Source organism: Methylobacterium trifolii (genome assembly GCF_022179685.1).
Taxonomy (GTDB): domain Bacteria; phylum Pseudomonadota; class Alphaproteobacteria; order Rhizobiales; family Beijerinckiaceae; genus Methylobacterium; species Methylobacterium trifolii.
Map to the genome: position 1 here is coordinate 1 of NZ_BPRB01000096.1, position 21658 is coordinate 21658.

21 protein-coding genes and 1 riboswitch are annotated in these 21658 nt (G+C 71.7%); of the genes, 11 read left to right on the plus strand and 10 right to left on the minus strand.

The features are described from left to right. From cobN to COGEMETH_RS09630, 6 genes are all read right to left on the minus strand, one after another. Positions 1-3365: cobaltochelatase subunit CobN (gene cobN, locus COGEMETH_RS09605; protein WP_238182358.1), on the minus strand; the 3365-nt coding region annotated here is incomplete at its 3' end. Positions 3366-3369: 4 nt separating this feature from the next. Continuing rightward, positions 3370-3981, minus strand: a complete 612-nt coding sequence (locus COGEMETH_RS09610) for a Uma2 family endonuclease (RefSeq protein WP_238182359.1) — start codon at positions 3979-3981, stop codon at positions 3370-3372. A gap of 56 nt (positions 3982-4037) precedes the next feature. Next, on the minus strand, positions 4038-5072 hold the full coding sequence (cobW, locus tag COGEMETH_RS09615; protein WP_238182360.1) for a cobalamin biosynthesis protein CobW: 1035 nt from the start codon (positions 5070-5072) through the stop codon (positions 4038-4040). 19 nt (positions 5073-5091) lie between these two features. After that, positions 5092-5463 (minus strand): DUF1636 family protein, encoded by a 372-nt coding sequence (locus COGEMETH_RS09620; RefSeq protein WP_238182361.1) that lies wholly within the window; start codon positions 5461-5463, stop codon positions 5092-5094. Further along, positions 5456-6193, minus strand: coding sequence for a CbtA family protein (locus tag COGEMETH_RS09625; protein WP_238182362.1), 738 nt, complete (start codon positions 6191-6193; stop codon positions 5456-5458). Before COGEMETH_RS09625 ends, COGEMETH_RS09620 begins: the two co-directional genes overlap by 8 nt. A 24-nt stretch (positions 6194-6217) precedes the next feature. After that, positions 6218-6394, minus strand: coding sequence for a CbtB domain-containing protein (locus tag COGEMETH_RS09630; protein ID WP_238182363.1), 177 nt, complete (start codon positions 6392-6394; stop codon positions 6218-6220). Between the two features lie 35 nt (positions 6395-6429). Then, a riboswitch (cobalamin riboswitch) is annotated at positions 6430-6618 on the minus strand. Positions 6619-6695: 77 nt separating this feature from the next. On the opposite strand from COGEMETH_RS09630, the gene cobU reads away from it, so the two are divergent. The 4 genes from cobU (at position 6696) to COGEMETH_RS09650 (ending at position 10786) form a co-directional block, all read left to right on the plus strand. Beyond that, positions 6696-7226 carry a bifunctional adenosylcobinamide kinase/adenosylcobinamide-phosphate guanylyltransferase gene (gene cobU, locus COGEMETH_RS09635; protein ID WP_238182364.1) on the plus strand — a complete coding sequence of 177 codons (531 nt, stop codon included), beginning with the start codon at positions 6696-6698 and terminating at the stop codon, positions 7224-7226. After that, a complete protein-coding gene (cobO, locus tag COGEMETH_RS09640) occupies positions 7223-7822 on the plus strand; it encodes a cob(I)yrinic acid a,c-diamide adenosyltransferase (RefSeq protein WP_238182365.1) in 600 nt (199 codons plus the stop codon). The genes cobU and cobO overlap by 4 nt, the downstream gene beginning before the upstream one ends. A gap of 16 nt (positions 7823-7838) precedes the next feature. Next, the gene (locus COGEMETH_RS09645) at positions 7839-9299 is read left to right on the plus strand and encodes a cobyric acid synthase (protein ID WP_238182366.1); all 1461 of its coding nucleotides are present in this window, start codon (positions 7839-7841) and stop codon (positions 9297-9299) included. Between the two features lie 191 nt (positions 9300-9490). Next, the gene (locus COGEMETH_RS09650; protein ID WP_238182383.1) at positions 9491-10786 is read left to right on the plus strand and encodes an MFS transporter; all 1296 of its coding nucleotides are present in this window, start codon (positions 9491-9493) and stop codon (positions 10784-10786) included. A gap of 6 nt (positions 10787-10792) precedes the next feature. On the opposite strand, the gene cbiB is transcribed toward COGEMETH_RS09650, so the two are convergent. Next, positions 10793-11788 (minus strand): adenosylcobinamide-phosphate synthase CbiB, encoded by a 996-nt coding sequence (gene cbiB / locus COGEMETH_RS09655; RefSeq protein ID WP_238182367.1) that lies wholly within the window; start codon positions 11786-11788, stop codon positions 10793-10795. Here cbiB and cobD point away from each other — a divergent pair. After that, the gene (cobD, locus tag COGEMETH_RS09660; protein WP_238182368.1) at positions 11765-12790 is read left to right on the plus strand and encodes a threonine-phosphate decarboxylase CobD; all 1026 of its coding nucleotides are present in this window, start codon (positions 11765-11767) and stop codon (positions 12788-12790) included. The genes cbiB and cobD overlap by 24 nt on opposite strands. A gap of 6 nt (positions 12791-12796) precedes the next feature. Here the strand turns inward: cobD and COGEMETH_RS09665 are convergent, their stop codons facing one another. Then, a complete protein-coding gene (locus COGEMETH_RS09665; RefSeq protein ID WP_238182369.1) occupies positions 12797-13978 on the minus strand; it encodes an MFS transporter in 1182 nt (393 codons plus the stop codon). Positions 13979-14305: 327 nt separating this feature from the next. Between COGEMETH_RS09665 and COGEMETH_RS09670 the strand changes: the two genes are divergently transcribed. From COGEMETH_RS09670 to COGEMETH_RS09680, 3 genes are all read left to right on the plus strand, one after another. Further along, positions 14306-14509, plus strand: a complete 204-nt coding sequence (locus tag COGEMETH_RS09670; protein ID WP_238182370.1) for a hypothetical protein — start codon at positions 14306-14308, stop codon at positions 14507-14509. A 148-nt stretch (positions 14510-14657) separates the two neighbouring features. Further along, positions 14658-16064 (plus strand): malonyl-CoA decarboxylase, encoded by a 1407-nt coding sequence (locus COGEMETH_RS09675; RefSeq protein WP_238182371.1) that lies wholly within the window; start codon positions 14658-14660, stop codon positions 16062-16064. Between the two features lie 48 nt (positions 16065-16112). Continuing rightward, on the plus strand, positions 16113-17645 hold the full coding sequence (locus COGEMETH_RS09680) for a malonate--CoA ligase (protein ID WP_238182372.1): 1533 nt from the start codon (positions 16113-16115) through the stop codon (positions 17643-17645). Between the two features lie 10 nt (positions 17646-17655). Here COGEMETH_RS09680 and COGEMETH_RS09685 read toward each other — a convergent pair whose 3' ends face one another. Continuing rightward, on the minus strand, positions 17656-17862 hold the full coding sequence (locus tag COGEMETH_RS09685; RefSeq protein ID WP_238182373.1) for a hypothetical protein: 207 nt from the start codon (positions 17860-17862) through the stop codon (positions 17656-17658). 227 nt (positions 17863-18089) lie between these two features. Here COGEMETH_RS09685 and COGEMETH_RS09690 point away from each other — a divergent pair, with 227 nt between their 5' ends. From COGEMETH_RS09690 to COGEMETH_RS09700, 3 genes are all read left to right on the plus strand, one after another. After that, positions 18090-19238: a YihY/virulence factor BrkB family protein gene (locus COGEMETH_RS09690; RefSeq protein ID WP_238182374.1), complete on the plus strand. Its 1149-nt coding sequence runs from the start codon at positions 18090-18092 to the stop codon at positions 19236-19238. Positions 19239-19298: 60 nt separating this feature from the next. Next, positions 19299-19727, plus strand: a complete 429-nt coding sequence (msrB, locus tag COGEMETH_RS09695; RefSeq protein ID WP_238182375.1) for a peptide-methionine (R)-S-oxide reductase MsrB — start codon at positions 19299-19301, stop codon at positions 19725-19727. 229 nt (positions 19728-19956) lie between these two features. Beyond that, positions 19957-20910 carry a CYTH domain-containing protein gene (locus tag COGEMETH_RS09700; RefSeq protein ID WP_238182376.1) on the plus strand — a complete coding sequence of 318 codons (954 nt, stop codon included), beginning with the start codon at positions 19957-19959 and terminating at the stop codon, positions 20908-20910. A 124-nt stretch (positions 20911-21034) separates the two neighbouring features. Here COGEMETH_RS09700 and COGEMETH_RS09705 read toward each other — a convergent pair whose 3' ends face one another. Beyond that, positions 21035-21463 carry a L,D-transpeptidase gene (locus COGEMETH_RS09705; protein ID WP_238182377.1) on the minus strand — a complete coding sequence of 143 codons (429 nt, stop codon included), beginning with the start codon at positions 21461-21463 and terminating at the stop codon, positions 21035-21037. Positions 21464-21658: the final 195 nt, after the last annotated feature.

A 21658-nucleotide genomic window follows, 5' to 3' on the forward strand; every position in this document is an offset into this window, starting at 1 on the left:
CTCTGGCACAGCCGCCGCAACGCGATGCCCGCCGACGCGCTGCGGCGGCTGTGCCAGAGACCGCGCGCCTGCGCCTCCGCGAAGCGCTCCAGGATGGCACGCGTCGCTTCCGGGTTGGCATCCCGCAGGCGGTCGAATGTCTCGGGATCGGCGATCCAGGCGGCATAAAGCCGGTCGAAGTCGGCATCAGTCACCGCGTCCGTGGTCGCGGCGAGCACGAAGACCGCATCCAACCCCTGCGCCAGTTCCTGGGCGCCGCGGTAGCCGTGGCAGAGTTGGCCCGCGATCCAGCGCGGGTCCGAGAGCCGGCCGCGGACCAGCCGCGCCGCGTCCTCGCGGGCGGTGCGGGCTTTCGGCCGCTCCGGCACCGAGATGTCGAGGCTGTAGAGGGCGGGCGATCCGCCCGAGAGGGCGGCGGCGGCGGAGAACCCCCCCATGGCGTCGACCGCCGCGTCGCCGTCCAACAGGTCGCGTTCGGCCACGTCGAAGGCGTGGAGGTAGGCGTCGGCCCGCGCGACGCGCTCACTGAAGCCCGCATCCGCGGCCTCCGCGTCGCCGTAGGCATGGCTGCTGGCGGCCAGATACGCGCGGCCGAGGTCGTCCCGCCCGGCCCAGGCACCGTCGAGTGCGGTGGCCGCGGCACCGGCTCCGTACCGGCCGGGGGCGGCCCCGAAGACGCGGGCCTGTCCCTCGCCCCGGCGCCGGGCGGCAGCGAGCGGGTTCTCGTCGTCGTCCTCCTCGCGGGCGGCCACAGCGCGGGCGGCCCGGTCGAGGAGGGCCAGCGTGTCCGGGAAGGTATCGCGAAAGGCCCCGGAGACCCGCAGGGTCACGTCGATCCGCGGCCGGTCGAGGAGGGCCGGCGGCAGAACCTCGAAGCCGGTGACGCGGGTGCTGGCATGGTCCCAGACCGGCCGCACGCCCATCAGGGCGAGCGCGTGGGCCACGTCCTCGCCGCCGGTGCGCAGGGTCGGCGAGGCCCAGAGGTCCATGACGATGCGGGCGGGATACTCGCCCTCGTCCTGGAGGTAGCGCCGCACCACCGCCTCGGCCGCCTTGGCCCCCAGCATGGCGGCCGCGCGGGTCGGCAGCGCCCGCGGGTCGAGCGTGGTGAGGTTACGCCCGGTGGGCATCACGTCGATGCGCCCGCGCGAGGGCGAGCCCGCCGGCCCCGGCGGGACGAAGCGACCGTCGAGGGCCGCGAGAAGGCCGGCCCGCTCGCCCTCCGCGCTCGCGACTTCGGCCGGCGAAGCGCCTTCGCGCGCGCGGCCGAAGACGTGCAGCCCGTCGCGAAATACGGTCTCGCCGAGGTCGCAGAGATGCGCGTCGAGGGCTGCCAACGCGTCGGTCATGGCCGTGTCGGGGGTGATGCCGGCGCTTGCCAGGAACCCGGCGGCCTCCGCGTCCTCCAGGATCGCCCGCGCGATCAAGTCGGCCCGGCGCGGGTCGAGTATGCTGGCAGCGGAATATTCCTCCACGAGTTCGCGCAACCGTGCGGTCTCGGCATCGAGGCCGCCGCCTTCGGTCCGCGGCGTCAGGTGCCCGAGGGCCACGCCCCCGAGCCGGCGCTTGAGGGGCGCGGCCTCTCCCGGATCGTCGACGATGAACGGGTAGATCACCGGCAGGCCGCCCACCGCACGGGCCGGCCAGCACACGGGCGAGAGGGCGACCGCCTTGCCGGGCAGCCATTCCGTGGTGCCGTGGGTGCCGAGCTGCACCAGGGCGTCGAAGTGCCGGCGCAGGCCGAGGTGGAAGGCGAGATAGGCGTGGGTCGGCGGCTCGTCGGGGTCGTGATAGCCGGCCTTGCGGTCGCCCGCCCGGCCGCGGTCGGGCTGGAGGAAGAGGGCGGCGCCGCCGGGCGAGACCGCGGAGCCGGCATCGAACGCGGGAACACCGACCGTGCGGAACCGGAAAGCCCCGCCCGCGCAGAGCGGATCGGATGCCGGCTCGCCCCAGCGGCCGATCAGGGTATCGCGGGCCTCATCCGGCAGCGTGGCGAGCCAGGTGTCGTAATCCGCCAGCGGCACCGCAAAGGTGGCCGGCCCGGCCGTGAGCGCCCGCATCAGTGCGGTGGCCTCGGGGAGCGCCTGCGCCCGGTAGCCCGCCTCCGCAAGGTCGGACAGGATCGCGCGGGCGCTGTCCGGGGTGTCGAGGCCGACCGCGAAGCCGGCCCGGCCGCCGCGGGCGGGATAGTCCGACAGGACCAGGGCGATCCGGCGCGCGGCCCGAGGCGTGCCGGCGAGCCGCAGCCAGCCGGCGGCCCGGTCGGCCAACGCCGCGATGCCGGGGGCGAACGGCACGGCACGTCGCTCCGAGAAGCCCGCGACCTCCGCCGCCTCGGCCTTGAACGAGATCGGGAAGCCCGAAAGCCGCCCATCGAATTCCGGCAGGGCGACCTGCATGGCGAGGTCGGCCGCGTTCATGCCGCGTGCCGAGGCCTCCCAGGCGTCCTGCCGGCTGCCCATGGTGAAGGCCTGCAGCACCGGGCAGTCGGCCGCGTCGAGCACGAAGCCCGCATCCTCGCGTGCCGCAAAGGCGGTTGCCGCGACGATCAGGTCCGGCGTGCGGGCCGCGATCACTTCCTGCACGGCTGCGACGGCCTCCGGGTCCTTCAGGCTCGACACGGCCACGACCAGGGAGCTTACGCCCCGTTCCCGCAGGGCCGCGACCAGGGCCGTGACCGGCGCGCTGTCCCCGCCGAGCACCGCCGACCGGTAGACGAGCACGAGGGCAAGCGGCGGATTTTTCGCGTGTCGCCCGTCCTGAAGCGGCAGAACCGAGCGCCCGGCCCCAAAGGCGGTGGCCATGTCGAGGGGCCCGCAGCCGGGGCACCAGGGGAAGCCGCGGGGCAGGGGGGCCGGGGGCTCGGCCTCGACCGGCCAGCCGATCTCGGCGGCGAGCCGGCCCAGCATCCGCCGGAGGTTGTCGGAGCCGCCCGCTCGGAAATAGTCGTCCAGCACCTGCACGAGGTCCGGGGAGACGGTGGAGAAGGCGCTCAAGCGCGGGTCGGGCCGGTCGCATCCCGGCAGGATGGCGAGCTTGACGCCGTTGGTGCGGGCCGCCGTAGCGGTGCGCTCGATGCCGTAGCGCCAATAGTCCAGGCCGCCGAGGCAGCGGATCACGACGATCTTCGATGCCGCGATCACCCGGTCTACGTAGAGGTCCACCGACATCGGGTGGCGCAGGCGCGCGAGCTTGGCGAGACGCAGGGTCGGACGATCCGGTCCGCCGGCCGCATCGGCGTTCGCGATCCCGAGCAGGTCGGAATCGGTGAACGACAGGAAGACGATGTCGCCGGGCTCCTGCCCGAGGTCGATGGCCGCCTCGCCCTCGTCCAGGGAGACCGTGTCGATGCGGATCAGGTGCATCCGCTCAGGCCGCCGTGCCGCCGGGCGCGTCGTCTGCGACGAGGCGCGGACGGGCCGGGAAGGCCACGCCGTCGTAGATCTCGGCCAGGGGCAGGCTCAAGCCGAGGGCCGGCAGGTCCACGCTGCGGTCGAGGCCAGTGATGCGGGTCTCACCCCAGGCGCGGGCCGCGTCGCAGGACCAGAGGCGGATCTCGGCCGCGTTCGGTTCGACCAGCAGGACGTGGTCGAGGCCCGGCATCGCCTTGTACTCTGCGAGCTTCTCGAAGGCGTCGAAGTCTCGGGTGGTGGGCGACAGCACTTCCACGACGAGGCGAGGCTCGGCCGCCTTCAGGGCATTCGGGTCGCGCGGCCCGCAATCGACGCCGACGTCCGGCCGGCGGACCTGTCCGGGCAGGGTCTCGACGCTGCCGTCGCCCGTGAAGGGGCGGCAGCCGCTGCCGCGCAGGGCGCTGCGCAGCAGCGCGACGAGGTTGACGACGATGTCGTCGTGCACGTTGCGGGCGCCGGCCATCATCCGGACGGGCAGGCCGCCGACGAGTTCGTACCGCTCCACCTGGCGCTCCTGCCAGGCGAAGAAGGCCTCCACGCTCATCGGTTCGGTCTTGCGGTCCAGCATCCCGTGACGGTTTTCTTCAATGGGCGAAACACTCTATGCCGCGCGTGCCCGGATGCCTAACCGGCGAGCGCCGCGGCCACGGCGTCGCGGTCGAATCCCTTGAGCCCGATCACCACCAGCGTCCCGTCGCGGGGCTCGGTGCCGCGCCAGGGGCGGTCGAAATGGTGGCTGATGCGCCGGCCGACCCCCTGCACCACGAGGCGCATCGGCTTGCCCTCGACCGCGGCGAAGCCCTTGATGCGCATCACGCCCGCGGTCTCGGCGGCTTTCTCCACCCGCGCGGCGAGGTCGCCCGCCGTGATCGCCGTGCGCACCGGGATCGCCACGGTCTCGAAGTCGTCGTGGTCGTGGTCCTCGCCCTCGCCGTGGTGGGAGGGCCGGGCGTCGAGGTCATCCTCGGCGGCGGCCCCGAGCCCGAGCAGCACCCGCGGGTCGATCCGCCCCTGCTCCGTCTCCACCACCTTCACGGCGCGCGGCAACTGGCGCTCGACCTCGGCGCGCACCTGCGCCCGCGCTGCGGCGTCCAGCAGGTCGGACTTGTTGAGCACGACGAGGTCGGCGCAGAGGAGCTGGTCCTCGAACACCTCCTCCAGGGGATTGTCGTGGTCGACCGACTGGTCCTGCGCCCGCTGCGCTGCGAGCGCTGCCGGGTCCTCGGCGAAGGCGCCCGAGGCCACGGCCGGGCCGTCGACCACCGCGACGACCCCGTCCACCGTCACCCGCGAGCGGATCGCCGGCCACTGGAAGGCCTGGACCAGGGGTTTTGGGAGTGCCAGCCCGGAGGTCTCGATCAGGATGTGCTCGGGCGGCTCGGGCCTGTCGAGGAGGGCGTTGAGCGCCGGCACGAAGTCGTCGGCCACCGTGCAGCAGATGCAGCCGTTGGGCAGTTCGACGATCGAGTCCTCGGTGCAGCCCTCGATGCCGCAGGCGGCCAGGAACGACTTGTCGAAACCCACGTCGCCGAACTCGTTGACGAGGATCGCCAGCCGCCGACCGCCCGCGTTCTCAACGACGTGGCGCACCAGCGTGGTCTTGCCGGCCCCGAGGAAGCCGGTGACGATGGTGCAGGGGATCTTCTGGACGATGCTCATCGTAACTCTCGCCGAAGGCTCAGGCCGCGCGCGGCGGGAACGGGGGGATGCGGGCGACGACGCCCTTGCGGAATTCCTGGGGCCGCTCGCGCCACGGCACGATGCCGTCGGGCGTGCCGGCATAGAGGCCGACCCCGTCGAGGATGACCCGCGCCGACGTGACCGGGTCGAGGTCGCCGTAGACGTAGGTCCAGCGGTCGCCCGAGGCCACCGCCACGGTGCAGGGCCGCTTGCAGACCGAGAGGCATTCCACCGGCTCGATCCGCAGGCCCTCGCGCGACGACGCCGCACGCAGCGCATCGTAGAGCCGCGCGCCGGCGCGCGGCCCGTCCGGCGCGTCGCCCTCCATGCGGCAGGTGGTGCAGACGTAGAGAACCGCGTCGTCAGACATGGGCGCCCGCCTCCCGCCCACGGCCGAAGCGCTGCCAGGCCCAGCCGAAGGCGAGGCCGATCACCGCCCAGAACACGAAGCCGACAGCAAGCGACCGGGCCGCAAACTGCGCTGCGAGGCCCGCGGGCAACTCGCTCTGCGTGACCGCGACCTCCGGTGCGCCGGCCAGGTGCGGCGCCACGATCAGGACGAGGCCGCCAAAGATCGTGATCGCCGCGCGGCGGACCAGGATGAGGTACAGGCCCATGCCGGTGGCGGTTGCCGTCATCAGCCACCAGGCCTGGCGCGCGGCCAGCGGCGCCGCCTCGCTCCCCGGAAGTTCCGGCGGCAGGCCGAGGGCCGGCGCCAGGGCGACGCTGGCGAATCCGGCGAGCGCGAAGGCGAGGCCTCGCTCGGGGCTCGGTTCCCGGCCGCAGGCGAGCATCACCGCGCCGAGGATCAGGGCGTAGCCGACGCCGCCGACGAGGGTTGCGAGACCCGTGAAGGCCATGCGCGGCAGGCCCTCGGCCGGCTGCCACTCGGGCGCTGCGCCGTGAGGCTCTGAGCCCTCGTGGGCATGCGCCAGCACGATCGGCAGAGGCGCCGAAAGGCCTGCGGCATGGGTGTGCCTGCCCTCGTAGCGCTCGGCCGCGACGATCAGCGGCGAGGTCAGGGCGAGTTGCAGGCCGGTCGCGACGACGGCCGCGAGGAAGCCGGCGACCAGAGCCGCCGACAGGAGCCGGACGATCATGGGGATGCGTCTATGCGGACGCGGTCAATGGCAGGGGAAGTTCTGCGTGTGCCGGAAGTCGTGCGCCGCGTTGTGAAGCGCCGAGGCCGGGGAGAACCCCGCCAGGAACACGAGGCCGAGGCCGAGGCAGGCGGCCACGAGGATCGCCTTGGCGCCCTCGCTGGTGCGGGTCGTGGTGAAGGTCTGGGTCGAAGTGGTCATCGGGCAAGGACTCCGGCCGCCCCGCCGGCGGCGTTCGAGGATCGCGGGGGACGGCAGGTCTCCTGGCTCGCGGGTCGTCGCGCCTGCCGCCTTCCCGGCTCGCGCCGGTGGCCGATGGCAGAAGCTCGCCGCTCACAGTTGCGGGGGCAGCCGCGGAATCGGGTTTCCCCTCACCGCATTCCCTTTTCACCCCGTCTCCGGGGCACCGTCTGCGAACGCTTCTAGCCTGTCGCGGGCAAGGGCACAACGCGGCTCTCACAGGCTTTGACGGATGATCGCCGCATCGGGCAAAGGACGCCCCATGCTTCAGGCCGACCCACGGACGACCCTGGTGCTCGGCGGGGCGCGCTCGGGCAAGAGCGCCTATGCCGAGGCCCTGATCGAGCGGGAGGCCGCGCCGTGGCTCTACCTCGCCACGGCGCAGGCCTGGGACGACGAGATGCGCGCGCGCATCGCCCTCCACCGGGCGCGGCGCGGCGCGGGCTGGACCACGCGGGACGTACCCCTGGATCTGCCCGCGGCCGTCGCCGAGGCGACAGGCCCCGTGCTGGTCGATTGCCTCACCCTGTGGCTCACCAACCTGATCCTGTCGGAGGCCGACGTGGAGGGGGTGAGCGCGGCGCTCCGCGCGGCCTGCGCCGCGGCGCCGGGGCCGGTGGTGCTGGTGGGCAACGAGGTCGGCCTCGGCATCGTGCCCGACAACGCGCTGGCCCGCCGCTTCCGCGATGCGGCCGGGCGCCTGCATCAGCAACTGGCGGCCCAGGCCGACCGGGTGGTGTTCATGGTGGCGGGCCTGCCGATGATCGTGAAACCCAGCAGGGACCGGGCATGACCGACGACGACCGACATCGCGAGAAGATGGCCAAGCGTAAGGCCGTGCAGGACGCGGAGGTGGCGGAGAAGACGATCGAGAAGGGCCTGCTCATCGTCAACACCGGCCCCGGCAAGGGCAAGACCACGGCCGCCCTCGGCCTGATGCTGCGGGCACTGGGCCGCGGCTGGCGGGTCGGAATCGTCCAATTCATCAAAGGCGGTTGGGACACGGGCGAGAAGCACGCGATCCACGCCTTCGGCGATCGGGTGGACTGGCACACGCTGGGCGAGGGCTTCACCTGGGAGACGCAGGACAAGGCCCGCGACATCGCCGCCTGCGAGCACGCCTGGGCGAAGACCGAGGCGTTGATGGCGGACGCGAGCATCCGCCTGCTGGTCCTGGACGAACTGAACATCGCCCTGCGCTACGAGTACCTCGACCTCGACCGTGTGGTGGCGGCGCTCAAGGCCCGCCGACCGGACCTCCACGTCGTCGTGACCGGCCGCAACGCGAAGCCGGCCCTGATCGAGGCCGCCGACCTCGTCACCGAGATGGGCAACGTGAAGCACCACTTCTCGGCAGGCGTGAAGGCGCAGGAAGGCATCGAGTTCTGATGCACCCGCACACCTCATGACCCGTGCCCTGATGATCCAGGGGACCGGCTCCGACGTCGGCAAGTCGCTCATCGTCGCCGGGCTCGCTCGCGCCTTCACCCGGCGCGGCCTGGCGGTACGCCCGTTCAAGCCGCAGAACATGTCGAACAACGCGGCCGTCACCGCGGACGGCGGCGAGATCGGCCGGGCACAGGCGCTCCAGGCGCGCGCGGCGGGCGTGCCGCCCTCGGTCCACATGAACCCGGTGCTCCTGAAGCCCCAGAGCGAGGTCGGCTCCCAGGTGGTCGTGCAGGGCCGCATGGTCGCGACCGTGAAGGCCCGCGACTACCAGGCCTGGAAGCCTCGGCTGATGGAGGCGGTGCAGGACAGTTTTTCGCGATTGGCGGCGGAGGCCGACCTCGTCCTCGTGGAAGGGGCGGGCTCGGCCTCGGAAGTGAACCTGCGCCGTGGCGACATCGCCAACATGGGTTTTGCCCGCGCCACGGGAACGCCCGTGGTGGTGCTGGGCGACATCGACCGGGGCGGGGTCATCGCCAGCCTCGTCGGCACCAAGGCCGTGATCGACCCCGAGGACGCGGCGATGATCGTCGGCTTCATCGTCAACCGCTTCCGCGGCGACCCGAGCCTGTTCTCGGACGGCATGGCGCTGATCGCCGCGCGTACCGGCTGGCAGGCGCTGGGCCTGATCCCCCACTTCCCCGAGGCCGCCCGCCTGCCGGCGGAGGACGTGCTCGGTCTCATCGGGTCCGCACCGGGCTTGGGAGATTGCAAAAGAATCGCCGTGCCGGTGTTTCCGCGGATCGCCAACTTCGACGACCTCGATCCCCTGCGGACCGAGCCGGCGGTGGAGGTGGTGCTGGTCCGGCCGGGCGAGGCGATCCCCGGGGATGCCGGGCTCGTGCTGCTGCCGGGCTCCAAGACCACGATCGACGATCTCGACTTCCTGGTCGCGCAGGGCTGGGACGTGGACATCCGCGCCCATGTCCGGCGCGGCGGCCGGGTTCTGGGGCTTTGCGGCGGCTACCAGATGCTCGGTCGCCGGCTCTGCGACCCGCACGGCATCGAGGGGGCGCCGCGCGATCGGCCCGGCCTCGGGCTCCTCGACGTGGAGACCGTGATGACCCCCCTGAAGCGGCTGGCGGCGGTGACCGGCCGAAGCCTCACCGACGACCTCCCGTTCTCCGGCTACGAGATGCATGTCGGCGAGACGCGCGGGCCCGATGCCGGCCGCCCGCTGCTGCGGTTCGCCGACGGGCGCGCGGACGGGGCGGTCTCGCCGGACGGGCTGGTCTGCGGCACCTACGTGCACGGGCTGTTCTCCGACGACCGGCAGCGCGCGGCCTGGCTCGCGCGCCTCGGCGCGACCTCGGACGGCGCCTCCTACGAGGCCGGGATCGAGCGGGTGCTCGACGGGCTGGCGCGACACATCGAGGCGCATGTCGATTGCGACCGCCTTCTCGACCTCGCCTCTCGGTAGGCAAGGGCCGGGATCGCGCGTAGGGTTTTCGTCCGAGTGCGGCCCCGTCGAGAAGGCCGCAGCGATCCGGTCGAGGAACGCCCGTGGCGATGCAAGCCCCAACCCGGCCCGTCGATGTCCGGCCCTTCGAGGCGAGGCCCGGCGACGACAGGCTGTCGCGGGAGACGGTCAGGACCGTGACCCTGCGGCTGATGCCGCTCCTCGGGCTGATGTACCTCATCGCCTATATCGACCGGCAGAACATCTCCTACGCCAAGCTCCAGATGGTCGGGGATCTGGGGCTCTCCGAGAGCGTCTACGGACTCGGGGCGTCCCTGTTCTTCCTCGGCTACTTCCTGTTCGAGGTGCCGGCCAACGTGTTCCTGGAGCGGGTCGGCGCGCGGCGCTGGTTCGCCCGCATCATGGCGACCTGGGGCCTCGTCACGGTGCTGCTGGGCTTCACCCAGAACACGGCGATGTTCTACGTCCTGCGCTTCCTGCTCGGCGTGGCCGAGGCCGGCTTCTTCCCCGGCGTGCTCTTCGCCCTCACCCTGTGGTTCCCGCAGAGCCACCGGGCGGCGATGATCGGCTGGTTCATGATCGCCAGCGCGCTGGCCAACGCGGTCGGCGCCGGCATCGGCGGCGCGCTCCTCGACCTCGACGGCCTGCTCGGCCTCAAGGGCTGGCAATGGGTCTTCGTCGCCACCGGCCTGCCCGCCCTGGTCCTGGCGGTGGTGGTACTCCGCATCCTGCCGGACGGGCCGGAGAAGGCGCCCTGGCTCGCCCCTGCGCAGCGGGACTGGCTCGCCCGCACCCTGAAGCACGAGCGCGACACGGGCGGGCACGTGGAGCACGGCAACCCGTTCCAGGCGCTGCTCGACAAGCGGGTCTGGATGCTGGCCTCCGTCTACGTCGCGTTCCCGCTGGCCGCCTACGGCCTGAGCTACTGGCTGCCGACCGTGGTGAAGGGTTTCGGCGTGTCCAATACCGCCAACGGCTTCATCAACATCATCCCCTGGATCGTCACGGCCTTCGCCCTGTGGTGGGTGCCGCGCCACTCCGCCCGCACGGGAGAGCAGATCTGGCACGTGGCCGGCCCGGGCCTGATCGCGGCAGCCGCCCTCGCGGCCAGCGTCGTGGTGCCGTATCCGAGCCTGCAGTTCGCCTTCCTCTGCGTGGCGGCGGCCGGCGTGTTCTCGGCCCAGCCGGTGTTCTGGTCGATGCCGGCGACCTTCCTCAAGGGCGCGAGCGCGGCCGCCGGCATCGCCGCGATCAACTCCGTGGGCAACCTCGGCGGCTTCATCTCGCAGAACGCGGTGCCGTTCATCCGCGACCGGACCGGCAGCACCTTCGCGCCGATGTATTTCCTTTCCGCCTGCCTGACGGTCGGGGCCATCCTGATGTTCGTGGTGCTCTCCGCCCTGCGGCGGGACGCAGCGCGGCGAACGGCCGGCCCCCCGGTGCACGACTTCGTCGAGAGCCCGGCCGCCTCCGGCGCGGGGCGCTGAACCGGATCAGACCGCGAGCATCAGCACCGCACCGGCGGCGGTGAGGACCCAGAGCATGGCGCAGGCGGTGCGGTAGAGGGCCAGGGCCCGCTCCACGTCCGCCGGGCCGGCCTCGGCCCGGCCGTCGCCCATCCAGGCATCCGCGACACGCGTGCCGCCGTAGACCCTGGGACCTGCCAGCCGCAGCCCGAGGGCACCGGCCATCGCGGCCTCGGGCCAGCCGGCATTGGGCGAGCGGTGTTGTCCCGCGTCCCTGCGGATCGCGGCCAGCGCGCCCCGGGCCGAGGCATTGCGGTGAAGAGTGGCGGCGGCCAGGATCAATGCGGCCGAGAGGCGTGAGGCCGGCAGGTTGACGAGGTCGTCGAAGCGGGCCGCGGCCCAACCGAACGCGGCGTGGCGGGGCGTGCGGTGGCCGATCATGCTGTCGGCGGTGTTGACGGCCTTGTAGACCGCACCACCCGGCAGCCCTGCGAGGCCGATCCAGAAGGCCGGCGCCACGATCCCATCGGAAAAATTCTCGGCGAGGCTCTCGATCGCGGCCCGGCATATGCCGGCCTCGTCCAGGGTCTCAGGATCGCGCCCGACGATCATCGACACCGCCACCCGGCCGCCAACCAGCCCCTGCCCGCGCAGGTCCTCGGCCACGCGCGCCACGTGCCGGTGAAGGCTGCGCTGCGCCGGCAGCGTGGCACAGAGGAGGGCAATCGCGAGCATGCCCGCAATGGGCCCGGTGAGCGCGGCGAGGACCGTCAGCCCCAAGGACGCCGCCGCAACCACGCCGACCAGCAGGACGAGCGCCGCGACGCCCTTCACCCGGCGCGCACGATCGCTGCCGCGGTTCAGCCATCCGTCGAGCCGGCCGATCAGGGCGCCGATCCAGGTGACAGGGTGGCCGAGCGCCTTGTAGAGCGCGTCCGGATAGCCGGCCGCCGCCTCGATCGCGAGGGCGAGGGCGAGGATGGCGAGCGTGTCGGGCGGATGAGTCAGGGCGGTCCAGGACATTCTGCTCGGGGGGAGGGGGGCACGCCCGTCGCCCATGGTGGCGACCTCGACCAGGCGCGAGCGCTGTTTCCGGGGGCGCTCGAACCCTGGATCGACCTCTCGACGGGGATCAATCCGGTCCCCTATCCCTGTCCGCCCCTCGATTCCAGCCTGTTCCAGCGCCTGCCCTCGGCGGCCGACCACGCCGCCCTGCGCGAGACCGCCGCGCGGGCCTACGGCGCGCCCACTGCCGCCGGGATCGTGCCCGCGCCCGGCACGCAGATCCTGATCGAGACGCTGCCGCGGCTCATGGCCCCGTGCGACGTGGCCGTGGTCGGTCCGACCTATGCCGAGCATGCCGCCGCCTGGGGGCGGGCGGGGCACACGGTCCGCCCCGTGTCGGACATCGCCGGGGTGGGCGACGCGCGGGTCGCGGTGGTGGTCAACCCGAACAACCCCGATGGCCGGGTCCGGCCTGCGCAGGCGCTGCTGGCCCTGGCGGAAACGCTTCAGGCGCGCGGCGGCTTCCTGGTGGTGGACGAAGCCTTCGCCGATTTCGAGCCCGTCGAGAGCGTGTGCCCGCAGGTCGGGCCGGGCCTCGTGGTTCTGCGCTCCTTCGGGAAGACCTTCGGGCTCGCCGGCCTGCGCCTGGGCTTCGCCGTGGCTGACAGCGAGCGGGCGGCGGCACTGGCCGCGGCGCTCGGACCCTGGGCGGTGTCCGGGCCGGCGCTCGCCATCGGCCGCGCGGCGCTCGCCGACCGGCCCTGGCTTGCGGCGAACGCCGCCGCGCGAGCCGGGGATGCCGCCCGGCTGGACCGGATGATCGCGCGCGCCGGCGGCACGCTCATCGGAGGCACGCGGCTGTTCCGCACCGCCGCCTTCCCGGACGGGCCTGCCCTGTTCCGGCGCCTCGGCGAGGCCGGGATCTACGTTCGGCGCTTCGCCGAGCGGCCGTCGCAGCTCCGGTTCGGGCTGCCCGCCGACAAGGGAGAGTGGTGCCGGCTCTCGCGGATGCTGCGATAGGCCGTGTCAGGACCGCCCCTGCCGGTCCAGCACCGCCACGAGCAGGGCCAGGCCGGAGAGGGTGAACCCGACGGCGCAGACGCCCGGCCAGCCGGCGAGCAGGAACGCCTGCGATCCGGCATAGGCGCCGAAGGCCGCGAAGGCGAAGATCGTTGTGAACAGGACCGTGTTGATCCGCCCCCGCGCGCCGGGGACGACGGCGTAGGCGCGGGTCTGGTTGGCGATCAGTGCCCCGTTCATGCCGACATCGATCAGCAGCACGCCGGCTGCCACAGCGACGAGGGACCAGGTGCCCGCCCACAGGACGACGAAGGCGGCGACGACCAGGAGGCTGCCGCCGATCACCACCGGCCGCGCGCCGCGCCTGTCGGTGAAGCGCCCCGAGACCGGCGCGACCAGCGCGCCGCAGACCCCGATCACCCCGAACAATCCGGCCCCGGCCGGGGTCAGGCCGAAGGGCTCGGCCTCGACCAGGAGGGCGAGCGTCGCCCAGAAGGCGTTGAAGCTGGCAAACAGCAGCGCCTGCGACAAGGCCGCATTGCGCAGCACCGGCTGCGTCCGCGCCAAGTGCAGGAGGGAGAGCATCAGGGCCCGGTAGCGCAGGCGCCGGGTCTGAGGCGTGTGCGGCAAGGTCGCGGCGGCGATCCCCGCCATCGCCAGGGCGACGCCGGCGGCGGCGAAGAACACGGCCCGCCAGCCGAGATGCGCGCCGACGAACCCGCTGACCGTGCGGGCCAGCAGGATGCCGGTGAGCAGCCCCGTCATCACCTGGCCGACGATGCGGCCACGGGTCGCATCCGGCGCGAGTTCGGCGGCGAACGGCAACGCCTGCTGCGCCGCCGAGGCGAGGATGCCGATGAACAGGCTCGCCAGCGCGAGCGTGGCGAGGTTCGGGCTGGCGCCGGCCACGACCAGCACGAGGCTCAGGGCGAGCAACTGGCCGATGATGAGCCTGCGGCGGGACAGGCCGTCGCCAAGGGGCACGAGCCCGAGGATGCCGAGGCCGTAGCCGGTCAGCGACGCGGTCGGTACCCAAAGAGCCGCCCGCGGGCCGAACTCCGAGCCCAGCACCGCCAGCAGCGGCTGGTTGTAGTAGATGTTGGCGACCGCCCCGCCCGCGATCAGCGTGAGGCCGATCCGTGCCCGCGCCGTGAGTTCCAAGGGCGCCGCCCCCTGTCCTCCGCTCACGGCCGAGCCTTCGGGTGACGCGAACGAGTGCGCGGTGGGGTCATCGGACATCCTGGAGGGGGAGGGGAGCCTTCGCTATGGCGCCGGACCGGTCCTGGCAACCGTGTGCGGAGACGGACCGGGCGCGCGAGAATGGCGCAGCCGCTTCCCGCGCCGGCATCCCCTCACCATTTGAATTCTGTCAGGCGCGATCCCCACTGCGGCAGGATCGGACGTAACCGGTTTGAAGAATACGGAAATTCCGGTTCAAATGTCCCACTCCCGCCGCGCGTGACCGATTCGCGCCCGTCGGGCCGCGGCGATCCGCGGGACAACAGGGAGTCTCGGATGCCGAATTACCGCGTCGACTTCGCCAAGGACATTCTCGGGGTGCCCTTCACCGTCGGGTCAGTGGAAATCCAGAGGGCGCGTGACCCGGACCGGGCGCGCCGCGCCGCCGAACTGCGCTTCGCCCGCCAGTACGGCCTCGGGGACTGGCGCGAGCGGGCCGACCGGGCCGTGGTCGCCGGGCTGGGCGACGACCGGCCCTAGCCGCCTCTTGCGTTCGCGCCCTGCGGCTTCTGTGCGTCCGACCCTGGCCGTCGCGTGGCCTTCGCCTTAAACTGCAAAGCCTGCGGACAGGCCGCGGCGGCGCGGGTGCCGCCGAGGCCGGACAGTGGCGGGGCGCGGACGGCGTTTCATGGCGGCGATCTCATTCTTCGGCGACCTCCTCCAGACGATCAGCGATCGCGGGCGCGACCTGATCGGCATCGGGCGGGGCGACCTCGCGGGGCGGGCCAACGCCGCCGAACTGGTCAAGCTCTGCGACGACCTGATCTCCCGCCGCGGCGAGGCGTCGGGCGTGGCGCTGGCCCGGCTCATCCTCGACCGCTACGCCAGCTTCGCCAAGGCCGAGCGCCTCGACTTCCTGCGCCTCATCGCGCTGGATTTCGACGCCGACCACGCCGCGGTGGACGAGGCCATCGACGCCTATCGCGCCGCCCCGACGCGCGCGCGCCTGGGTCTGCTGCACGAGGCGGCCGAGCCGCGCAGCCAGGAGCTGATCCGGCGCCTCAACCTCGCCAAAGACGGAACCCTGAGCCTCGTGCGCATGCGCGAGGACCTGCTCGACCTGCGCAAGTCCCTGCGGGAGGAGGGCGCCGACCCCACCCTGGTCGACGCCGCCGAAAGCCTGGACGGCGATTTCGAGCACCTGTTCGCCTCGTGGTTCAACCGCGGCTTCCTGGTGCTGCGCCACATCGACTGGACGACGCCGGCCCATATCCTGGAAAAGATCATCCGCTACGAGGCCGTGCACGAGATCGCCGACTGGAACGACCTGCGCCGCCGCATCGAGCCGCCGGACCGGCGCTGCTTCGCCTTCTTCCACCCGGCGCTGGCCGACGAGCCGCTGATCTTCGTGGAGGTGGCGCTGACCAACGCCATCGCGCCGGCCATCACGCCGATCCTGTCGCAGGAGCGCGAATTACTGCCCCTCAAGGCCGCCACCACGGCGGTGTTCTACTCGATCTCCAACTGCCAGAAGGGGCTCGCCGGCGTAACCTTCGGCAACTTCCTGATCAAGCAGGTGGTGCAGGACATCACCCGCGAGATCCCCAGCCTGAAGACCTTCGTCACCCTCTCGCCCGTGCCGGGCTTTTCCGCCTGGCTCGACCGGGAGCGCCGGGCCGTCGCTCCGCAGGGGCTCACCCGCGAGGACGTGGAGGCCCTGCGCCTGCTGGACGATCCGGACTGGCCGACCGACAAGGCCAAGTCCGAGACCGTGCGCAAGGCGATGATGCCGGCGGCCGCCGCCTACTTCCTGCGCGCCAAGAACCCGCGCGGGCGCCCCATGGACCCGGTGGCCCGGTTCCACCTCGGCAACGGCGCCCGGCTGGAGCGGGTGAACTTCCTCGGCGACGTCTCGCGTAAGGGCCTCCGTCAGGCCCACGGGTTGATGGTCAACTACCTCTACGATCTCTCGGCCATCGAGAAGAACCACGAGACCTACGCCAACCTCGGCACGGTCGCGGCCTCCGGCGCGGTCTCGCGCGAGTTGCGCTCCAACCTGCCGCCACCGCGTGCCGTCGCGCTCGCGGAGGCTTGAGGTCCCGAGGCTCCCGCCAAAGTGTCGTCCCGTGCTAGGCGCCCCGTCATGACGAATCACCTGTTCCAACTGGTCCGCGACAGCCTGCCCGCCGACCCGTCGCGAAAGACCTTCATCGAGACGCCGGACGGGCGCCGCTACAGCTACGCCGAGAGTCCCGACCGCTCGGGCGCCTACGCGAACGCCCTGGTCGCGGCCGGCGTGAAGCCCGGCGACCGGGTCGCGGTGCAGGTCGAGAAGAGCGCCGAGGTGGTGTTCCTCTATCTCGGCGCGGTGCGGGCGGGCGCCGTCTTCCTGCCCCTCAACACCGCCTACACGGCCGCCGAGGTCGCCTACTTCCTCGGCGACGCGGAGCCGAAGGTCTTCGTCTGCGATCCGGCCAGGGCCGAAGCGTTGGCGAACGTGGCCGACATGGCCGGGATCGGCCGGGTCCTGACCCTCGACGCCGCCGGTCGCGGCAGCATCACCGACGCGGCCGACGCGCAAGGCGGTGCCTTCGCCGACGTGGCGCGCGGCCCCGACGACCTGGCGGCGATCCTCTACACCTCCGGCACCACCGGGCGCTCGAAGGGCGCCATGCTGAGCCACGACAACCTCGCCTCGAACGCCCGCACGCTCGTCGATCACTGGCGCTTCACCGACGACGACGTGCTGATCCACGCGCTGCCGGTGTTCCACACCCACGGGCTGTTCGTAGCGATCAACACGGTATTGGCCTCGGGCGGCTCGATGCTGTTCCTGCCGCGCCTGGACGCCAAGGCGATCCTCGCGCTGATGCCGAGGGCAACGGCGATGATGGGGGTGCCGACGTTCTACACGCGCCTCCTGAAGGAACCCGGACTAGACCGCCAAGCCACGGCTTCGATCCGCCTGTTCGTCTCCGGCTCGGCGCCGCTGCTCGCCGAGACGCACCGCGCGTGGCAGGCCCGCACGGGCCACGCCATCCTCGAACGCTACGGCATGACCGAGACCAACATGATCACGTCGAACCCCTACGAGGGGGAGCGGGTCGCGGGCACGGTGGGCACGCCCCTGCCGGGGGTGTCGCTGCGCGTCGTCGACCCAGAGACCGGGGATGGACTCGGCACGGACGCGGTCGGCATGATCGAGGTGAAGGGTCCCAACGTCTTCAAGGGCTACTGGCGGATGCCCGAGAAGACCGCCGCCGAGTTCAGGCCGGACGGCTTCTTCGTCACCGGCGACCTCGGCAAGGTCGATGCCCGCGGCTACGTCCACATCGTCGGGCGGGGAAAGGACCTGATCATAACCGGGGGCTTCAACGTCTATCCGAAGGAAGTCGAGACCGAGATCGACGCGATGCCCGGCATCGTCGAATCCGCCGTGATCGGGTTGGCGCATTCCGATTTCGGCGAGGGCGTCACGGCGGTGGTGGTCGCCGGCGCCGACGCGCCGGACGAGGCGGCGGTGCTCGCCCACCTCGACGGACGCCTCGCCCGGTTCAAGTGCCCCAAGCGCGTGCTGTTCGTGGACGAACTGCCCCGCAACGCCATGGGCAAGGTCCAGAAGAACCGGCTCCGCGAGGATCATGCCGGGCTCTATGCGGAATCCGGAAAGGGCTGAGGCGCGAACCTCAATCGCGGGACAGCATGTCCCGCACCATCGCGTCCGTCGCGATAGGAACGGGGCGCCCGGCATCGCGACACCCGAGGTCGGTGACGGAGGCGATGCCGTCGCGGCGGTCGAGCCAGACCGCGATCAGCGTCACGGCGATGACCGCGTGGGCGAAGCGCCGCCGCCTCTTCGTCTGGTGACTGGACCCGTTGGGATCGTCCGGCATGGCCGATTCCTCCTCTCCGTGGCGCCTATCCTCCGGGGAGGCTGGAGCCGGAAACTCGCTCCCGCAATTCGTGAATCCGCCACGCTGCCTTCGGCCGGCGCGAAGGGCGTTCGGGGTCGCCGCCTCGCTGCCTACACAGGGAATCTCGGGGGCCGAGGAACGGCCAAGGCGAGACTACGTTGAGCAGCGCCCCCCCTGGGACGCCGCGTAAAAAAATCGATCCGCCGATGTCGACTCCAACGCGTCCGAATGCCGGCCCCGACCACGCCGCGGTCCTCTGGACCCTCCTGCTCGGGTCGGCGCTGATCGCGCTCGCCATGGCGCCCCGGCGAACCGCTTCGGCGTCCGGGACCGTCAAGGAGCCGGAGGCGAAGCGGAACGACACCGGCGCCCGCTCCCATTCGGGCCGCGCGGCGCAGCTCGTGGCGGCGACGCAAGCCGAGCGGGGCCGGCAGGCCCGCAGCCCGGAACAGATCACGGGCGCGGGCTGGAAGGACATCGCCGTCCGCGTCTACCTGGAATTCGTCAAGGACCGCGTACTGTCGGTAGCCGCAGGCGTGACCTTCTACACCCTGCTCTCCCTCTTCCCGGCGGTGGCGGCCCTGGTCTCCTGCTACGGGCTGTTCGCCGACGTGAACGTCATCAACGAGCATCTGGCGGCGCTCCAGGGCGTGCTGCCGTCGAGCGCCATCGACATCATCGGCGAGCAGGTGAAGCGCATCGCGGCCAAGGGCGGGGGGACGCTGGGCGTCACCTTCTTCACGAGTCTCGTGCTGTCGGTGTGGAGTGCGAACGCAGCGATGAAGGCGATGTTCGATGCCTTGAACGTCGTCTACGAGGAGCAGGAGAAGCGCAGCTTCGTCATGCTCAACCTGCGCTCCCTGACCTTCACGGTGGGCGCGCTCGTTTTCGTGATCTTCGCCCTCACCTCGATCGTTATCCTGCCGGTGGTGTTCAACTTCGTCGGCATCAGCGACGGCGCCTGGCTGCTCGCGGGCCTGCGCTGGCCGGCCCTCCTCGTCGTCCTGCTCGGCGGCCTCTCGATTCTCTACCGCTACGGGCCGAGCCGGGAGCGGGCGCGCTGGCGCTGGGTCGGCATCGGCAGCGTGGTCGCCGGCCTGCTCTGGCTCGCCGCCTCTCTGCTGTTCTCCTGGTACGTTGCGAACTTCGGAAATTACAACGAGACCTATGGCTCCCTCGGCGCCGTGATCGGCTTCATGACCTGGATTTGGATCTCGTCCACGATCGTGCTCGTCGGCGGCGAGATCAACGCCGAGGTCGAGCACCAGACCGGCGAGGACACCACCACGGGGCCCGCTCTCCCCCTCGGTGCCCGGCAGGCCCGGATGGCCGACACCGTGGGCGCGGCGGCCTGAACGCTCGCCGGAATGCCGGCGACGTCCCATATCAGCCAAGCGAACCGACAGGAGGATTCCATGGCCGCATCCGATGCGACGACGACGGCGGCGCCCGAGGCCCGCAGTGAGGCCGAGTGGCGGAACGCCCTCACCCCCGAGCAGTATCGCGTCCTGCGCGAGCACGGCACGGAGCGTGCCGGCACGAGCTGCCTGCTCGCCGAGAAGCGCCCCGGCACCTTCGCCTGTGCCGGCTGCGGCGAGCCGCTTTTCGTATCGGGCACCAAGTTCGAATCCGGCACGGGCTGGCCGAGCTTTTCCGATCCCGTCCCGGGTGCGGTGGAGACGACGGCGGACCGCAGCCACTGGATGGTGCGCACCGAAGTCCACTGCGCCCGCTGCAAGGGCCATCTCGGGCACGTCTTCGACGACGGCCCGGCCCCGACCGGCCTGCGCTACTGCATGAACGGCGCGGCCCTGACCTTCGAACCGAAGGACGGTGCGGCCTGAGCGTCGCAGGCCCGCGAGGAAAGCCGGCGGCGAACCGTCTTGATGTCGGCGCTTTTCCGATCCGAGTCCGGGCAGTCGAAGATTTCCGGGATCGGTCTAGGACCTGTAGAAGTTTCCCCCGGGAAAGCGCGAGGTTACGACTTCACGCTTCGCCTTCGAGCCTGCAGATGTCATGACAGGCGGACGTTTGGCCGTCGTGGCGTCTTAGGCCCCTGTGGGGAGGTTGAGTATGAGCATGGTTCGGCGGTTTCTCGTGGCCCCGTCCCTCGTGCGTCTGATCCGCAAGGAACGCGGCGGCGCCCGGATCACCGAGGGCTATTTCGCGGCGCAGGCCGGCCGCACATCCTTCGTGCGGGTCGACGGGCAGCAGTGCCACCTCGTGCTGGTGACGAAGGCCGCGGACGGGACGCTGGGCGAGGAGCGCACCGACGTGCCCCGCGCCCACGGCGACGCGCTCCTCGACGTGTGCCCCGGCAAGGCGGCCTACGACCGCACATCGGTCTCGCTGGGAGGCCGCGAAGTGCTGATCGACCGCTACGTCAGCCCCGGTAGCCTCGACGTGATCAGCGTCGGCTTCGACAGCGAGTCGGACGCAAAGGGATTCTCCGCACCCGTCTGGTTCGGTCGCGAGGTCACCGACGATGCTGCCTACGAGCGGCAGGCGGTGGCGCTCCAGGGACCGCCGCAGGCCGGCGAGCTTCAGCTCAGCAACGCCGCCCTCGACGCGGTGCTCGACCTGATCGAGCCGCGCTTCGGCTTCGGCCGTTACGGAAACGCGCCACGCCCGCCCGAAACCCGGCCGGCCGAGCAGAAGCCGGAGACCGACGACGGGCTGGGTAGCCTTCGCCGCATGACCGGCGCGTCCGCCGTACCCGCAGCGGCGGTCGCAGCAATGCCCGCCGCGGAGGTCGCACACCAACCGGAGACCCCGGCAGCGGAATCCGCGTCTGCTGAGCGAGTTCCATCCGCCGAGAGCGCCCGCGCCGCTCCGGCCGCCCCGCAGGGTGAGGACCTGCCGCAGTCCGACGCCCGCATCGACGACGTGATCGAGAGTCTGTCCCAGGCGCTCGGCGCCGCGATCCAGACGCCGCACGAGCCGGCGGCCGAGCCCGTGAAGTCCGACGACCCGGCTGCGGCCTTCGAGCGCTGGACCGTGCGGCCGCGCCGGACGCAGCAGACCTGATCCGATCGGGCGACCTGGAACGATGGCCGATCGCAGTGCGGTCGGGCATCGCTTTCGGCCTTTGATGTGACGTGCTCCCTGACGCCGAACCGATGTCCATTTCGGCGGAGAGCGTTCTGTACGCTCAGTTGCGGATCACTACGCTTGCCCCCCCATAGCTGCGGGTCAGACCGAACAACTGACGCGCGTTACCCGGACTGAGGCGGATGCAGCCGTGGCTGGCCCGGCTGCCCAGTTGCCCGACCGCGTAGGTGCCGTGGATGGCGTAGCCGCCGCGGAAAAACATCGCGTGCGGCATCGGCGAGCCGTGGTACTTGCGCGAGCGCCACATCGGTGCCATCAGCCCGACCCGGTACGAGCCGTTCGGGGTGTAGAAGCCCCTTCGCGCCGTCGAAACCGGCCAATCGTACGAGAGCGCGCCGTTCACGAAGACGCGCATGCGCTGGCGGGACTGGTCGATCTGCGCGACGATACCGGCCTGCGCGGGCATTAACGCGCCGCACGAGACGAGGCCGCCGACGACAGCGGCCTGGAAGTGGCGAACGAGGGGCACGCGAGCCTCCGGTGATGGGATGAGGCGGCGGCCGTGGACTGGAATGTCCGGCGCCTGCTGAAGTTCGGCCGCGATTACAGGAATGCGGCGAGTTCTTCTTTTCCAGAAGCCTGAAGTCGCGCAATCGACAGGTTTTTGTCACCCTCCGGCCGGGTGGAAGTACTGAGCGGCCGTTGAGCCGCCCCCCGATCTTCG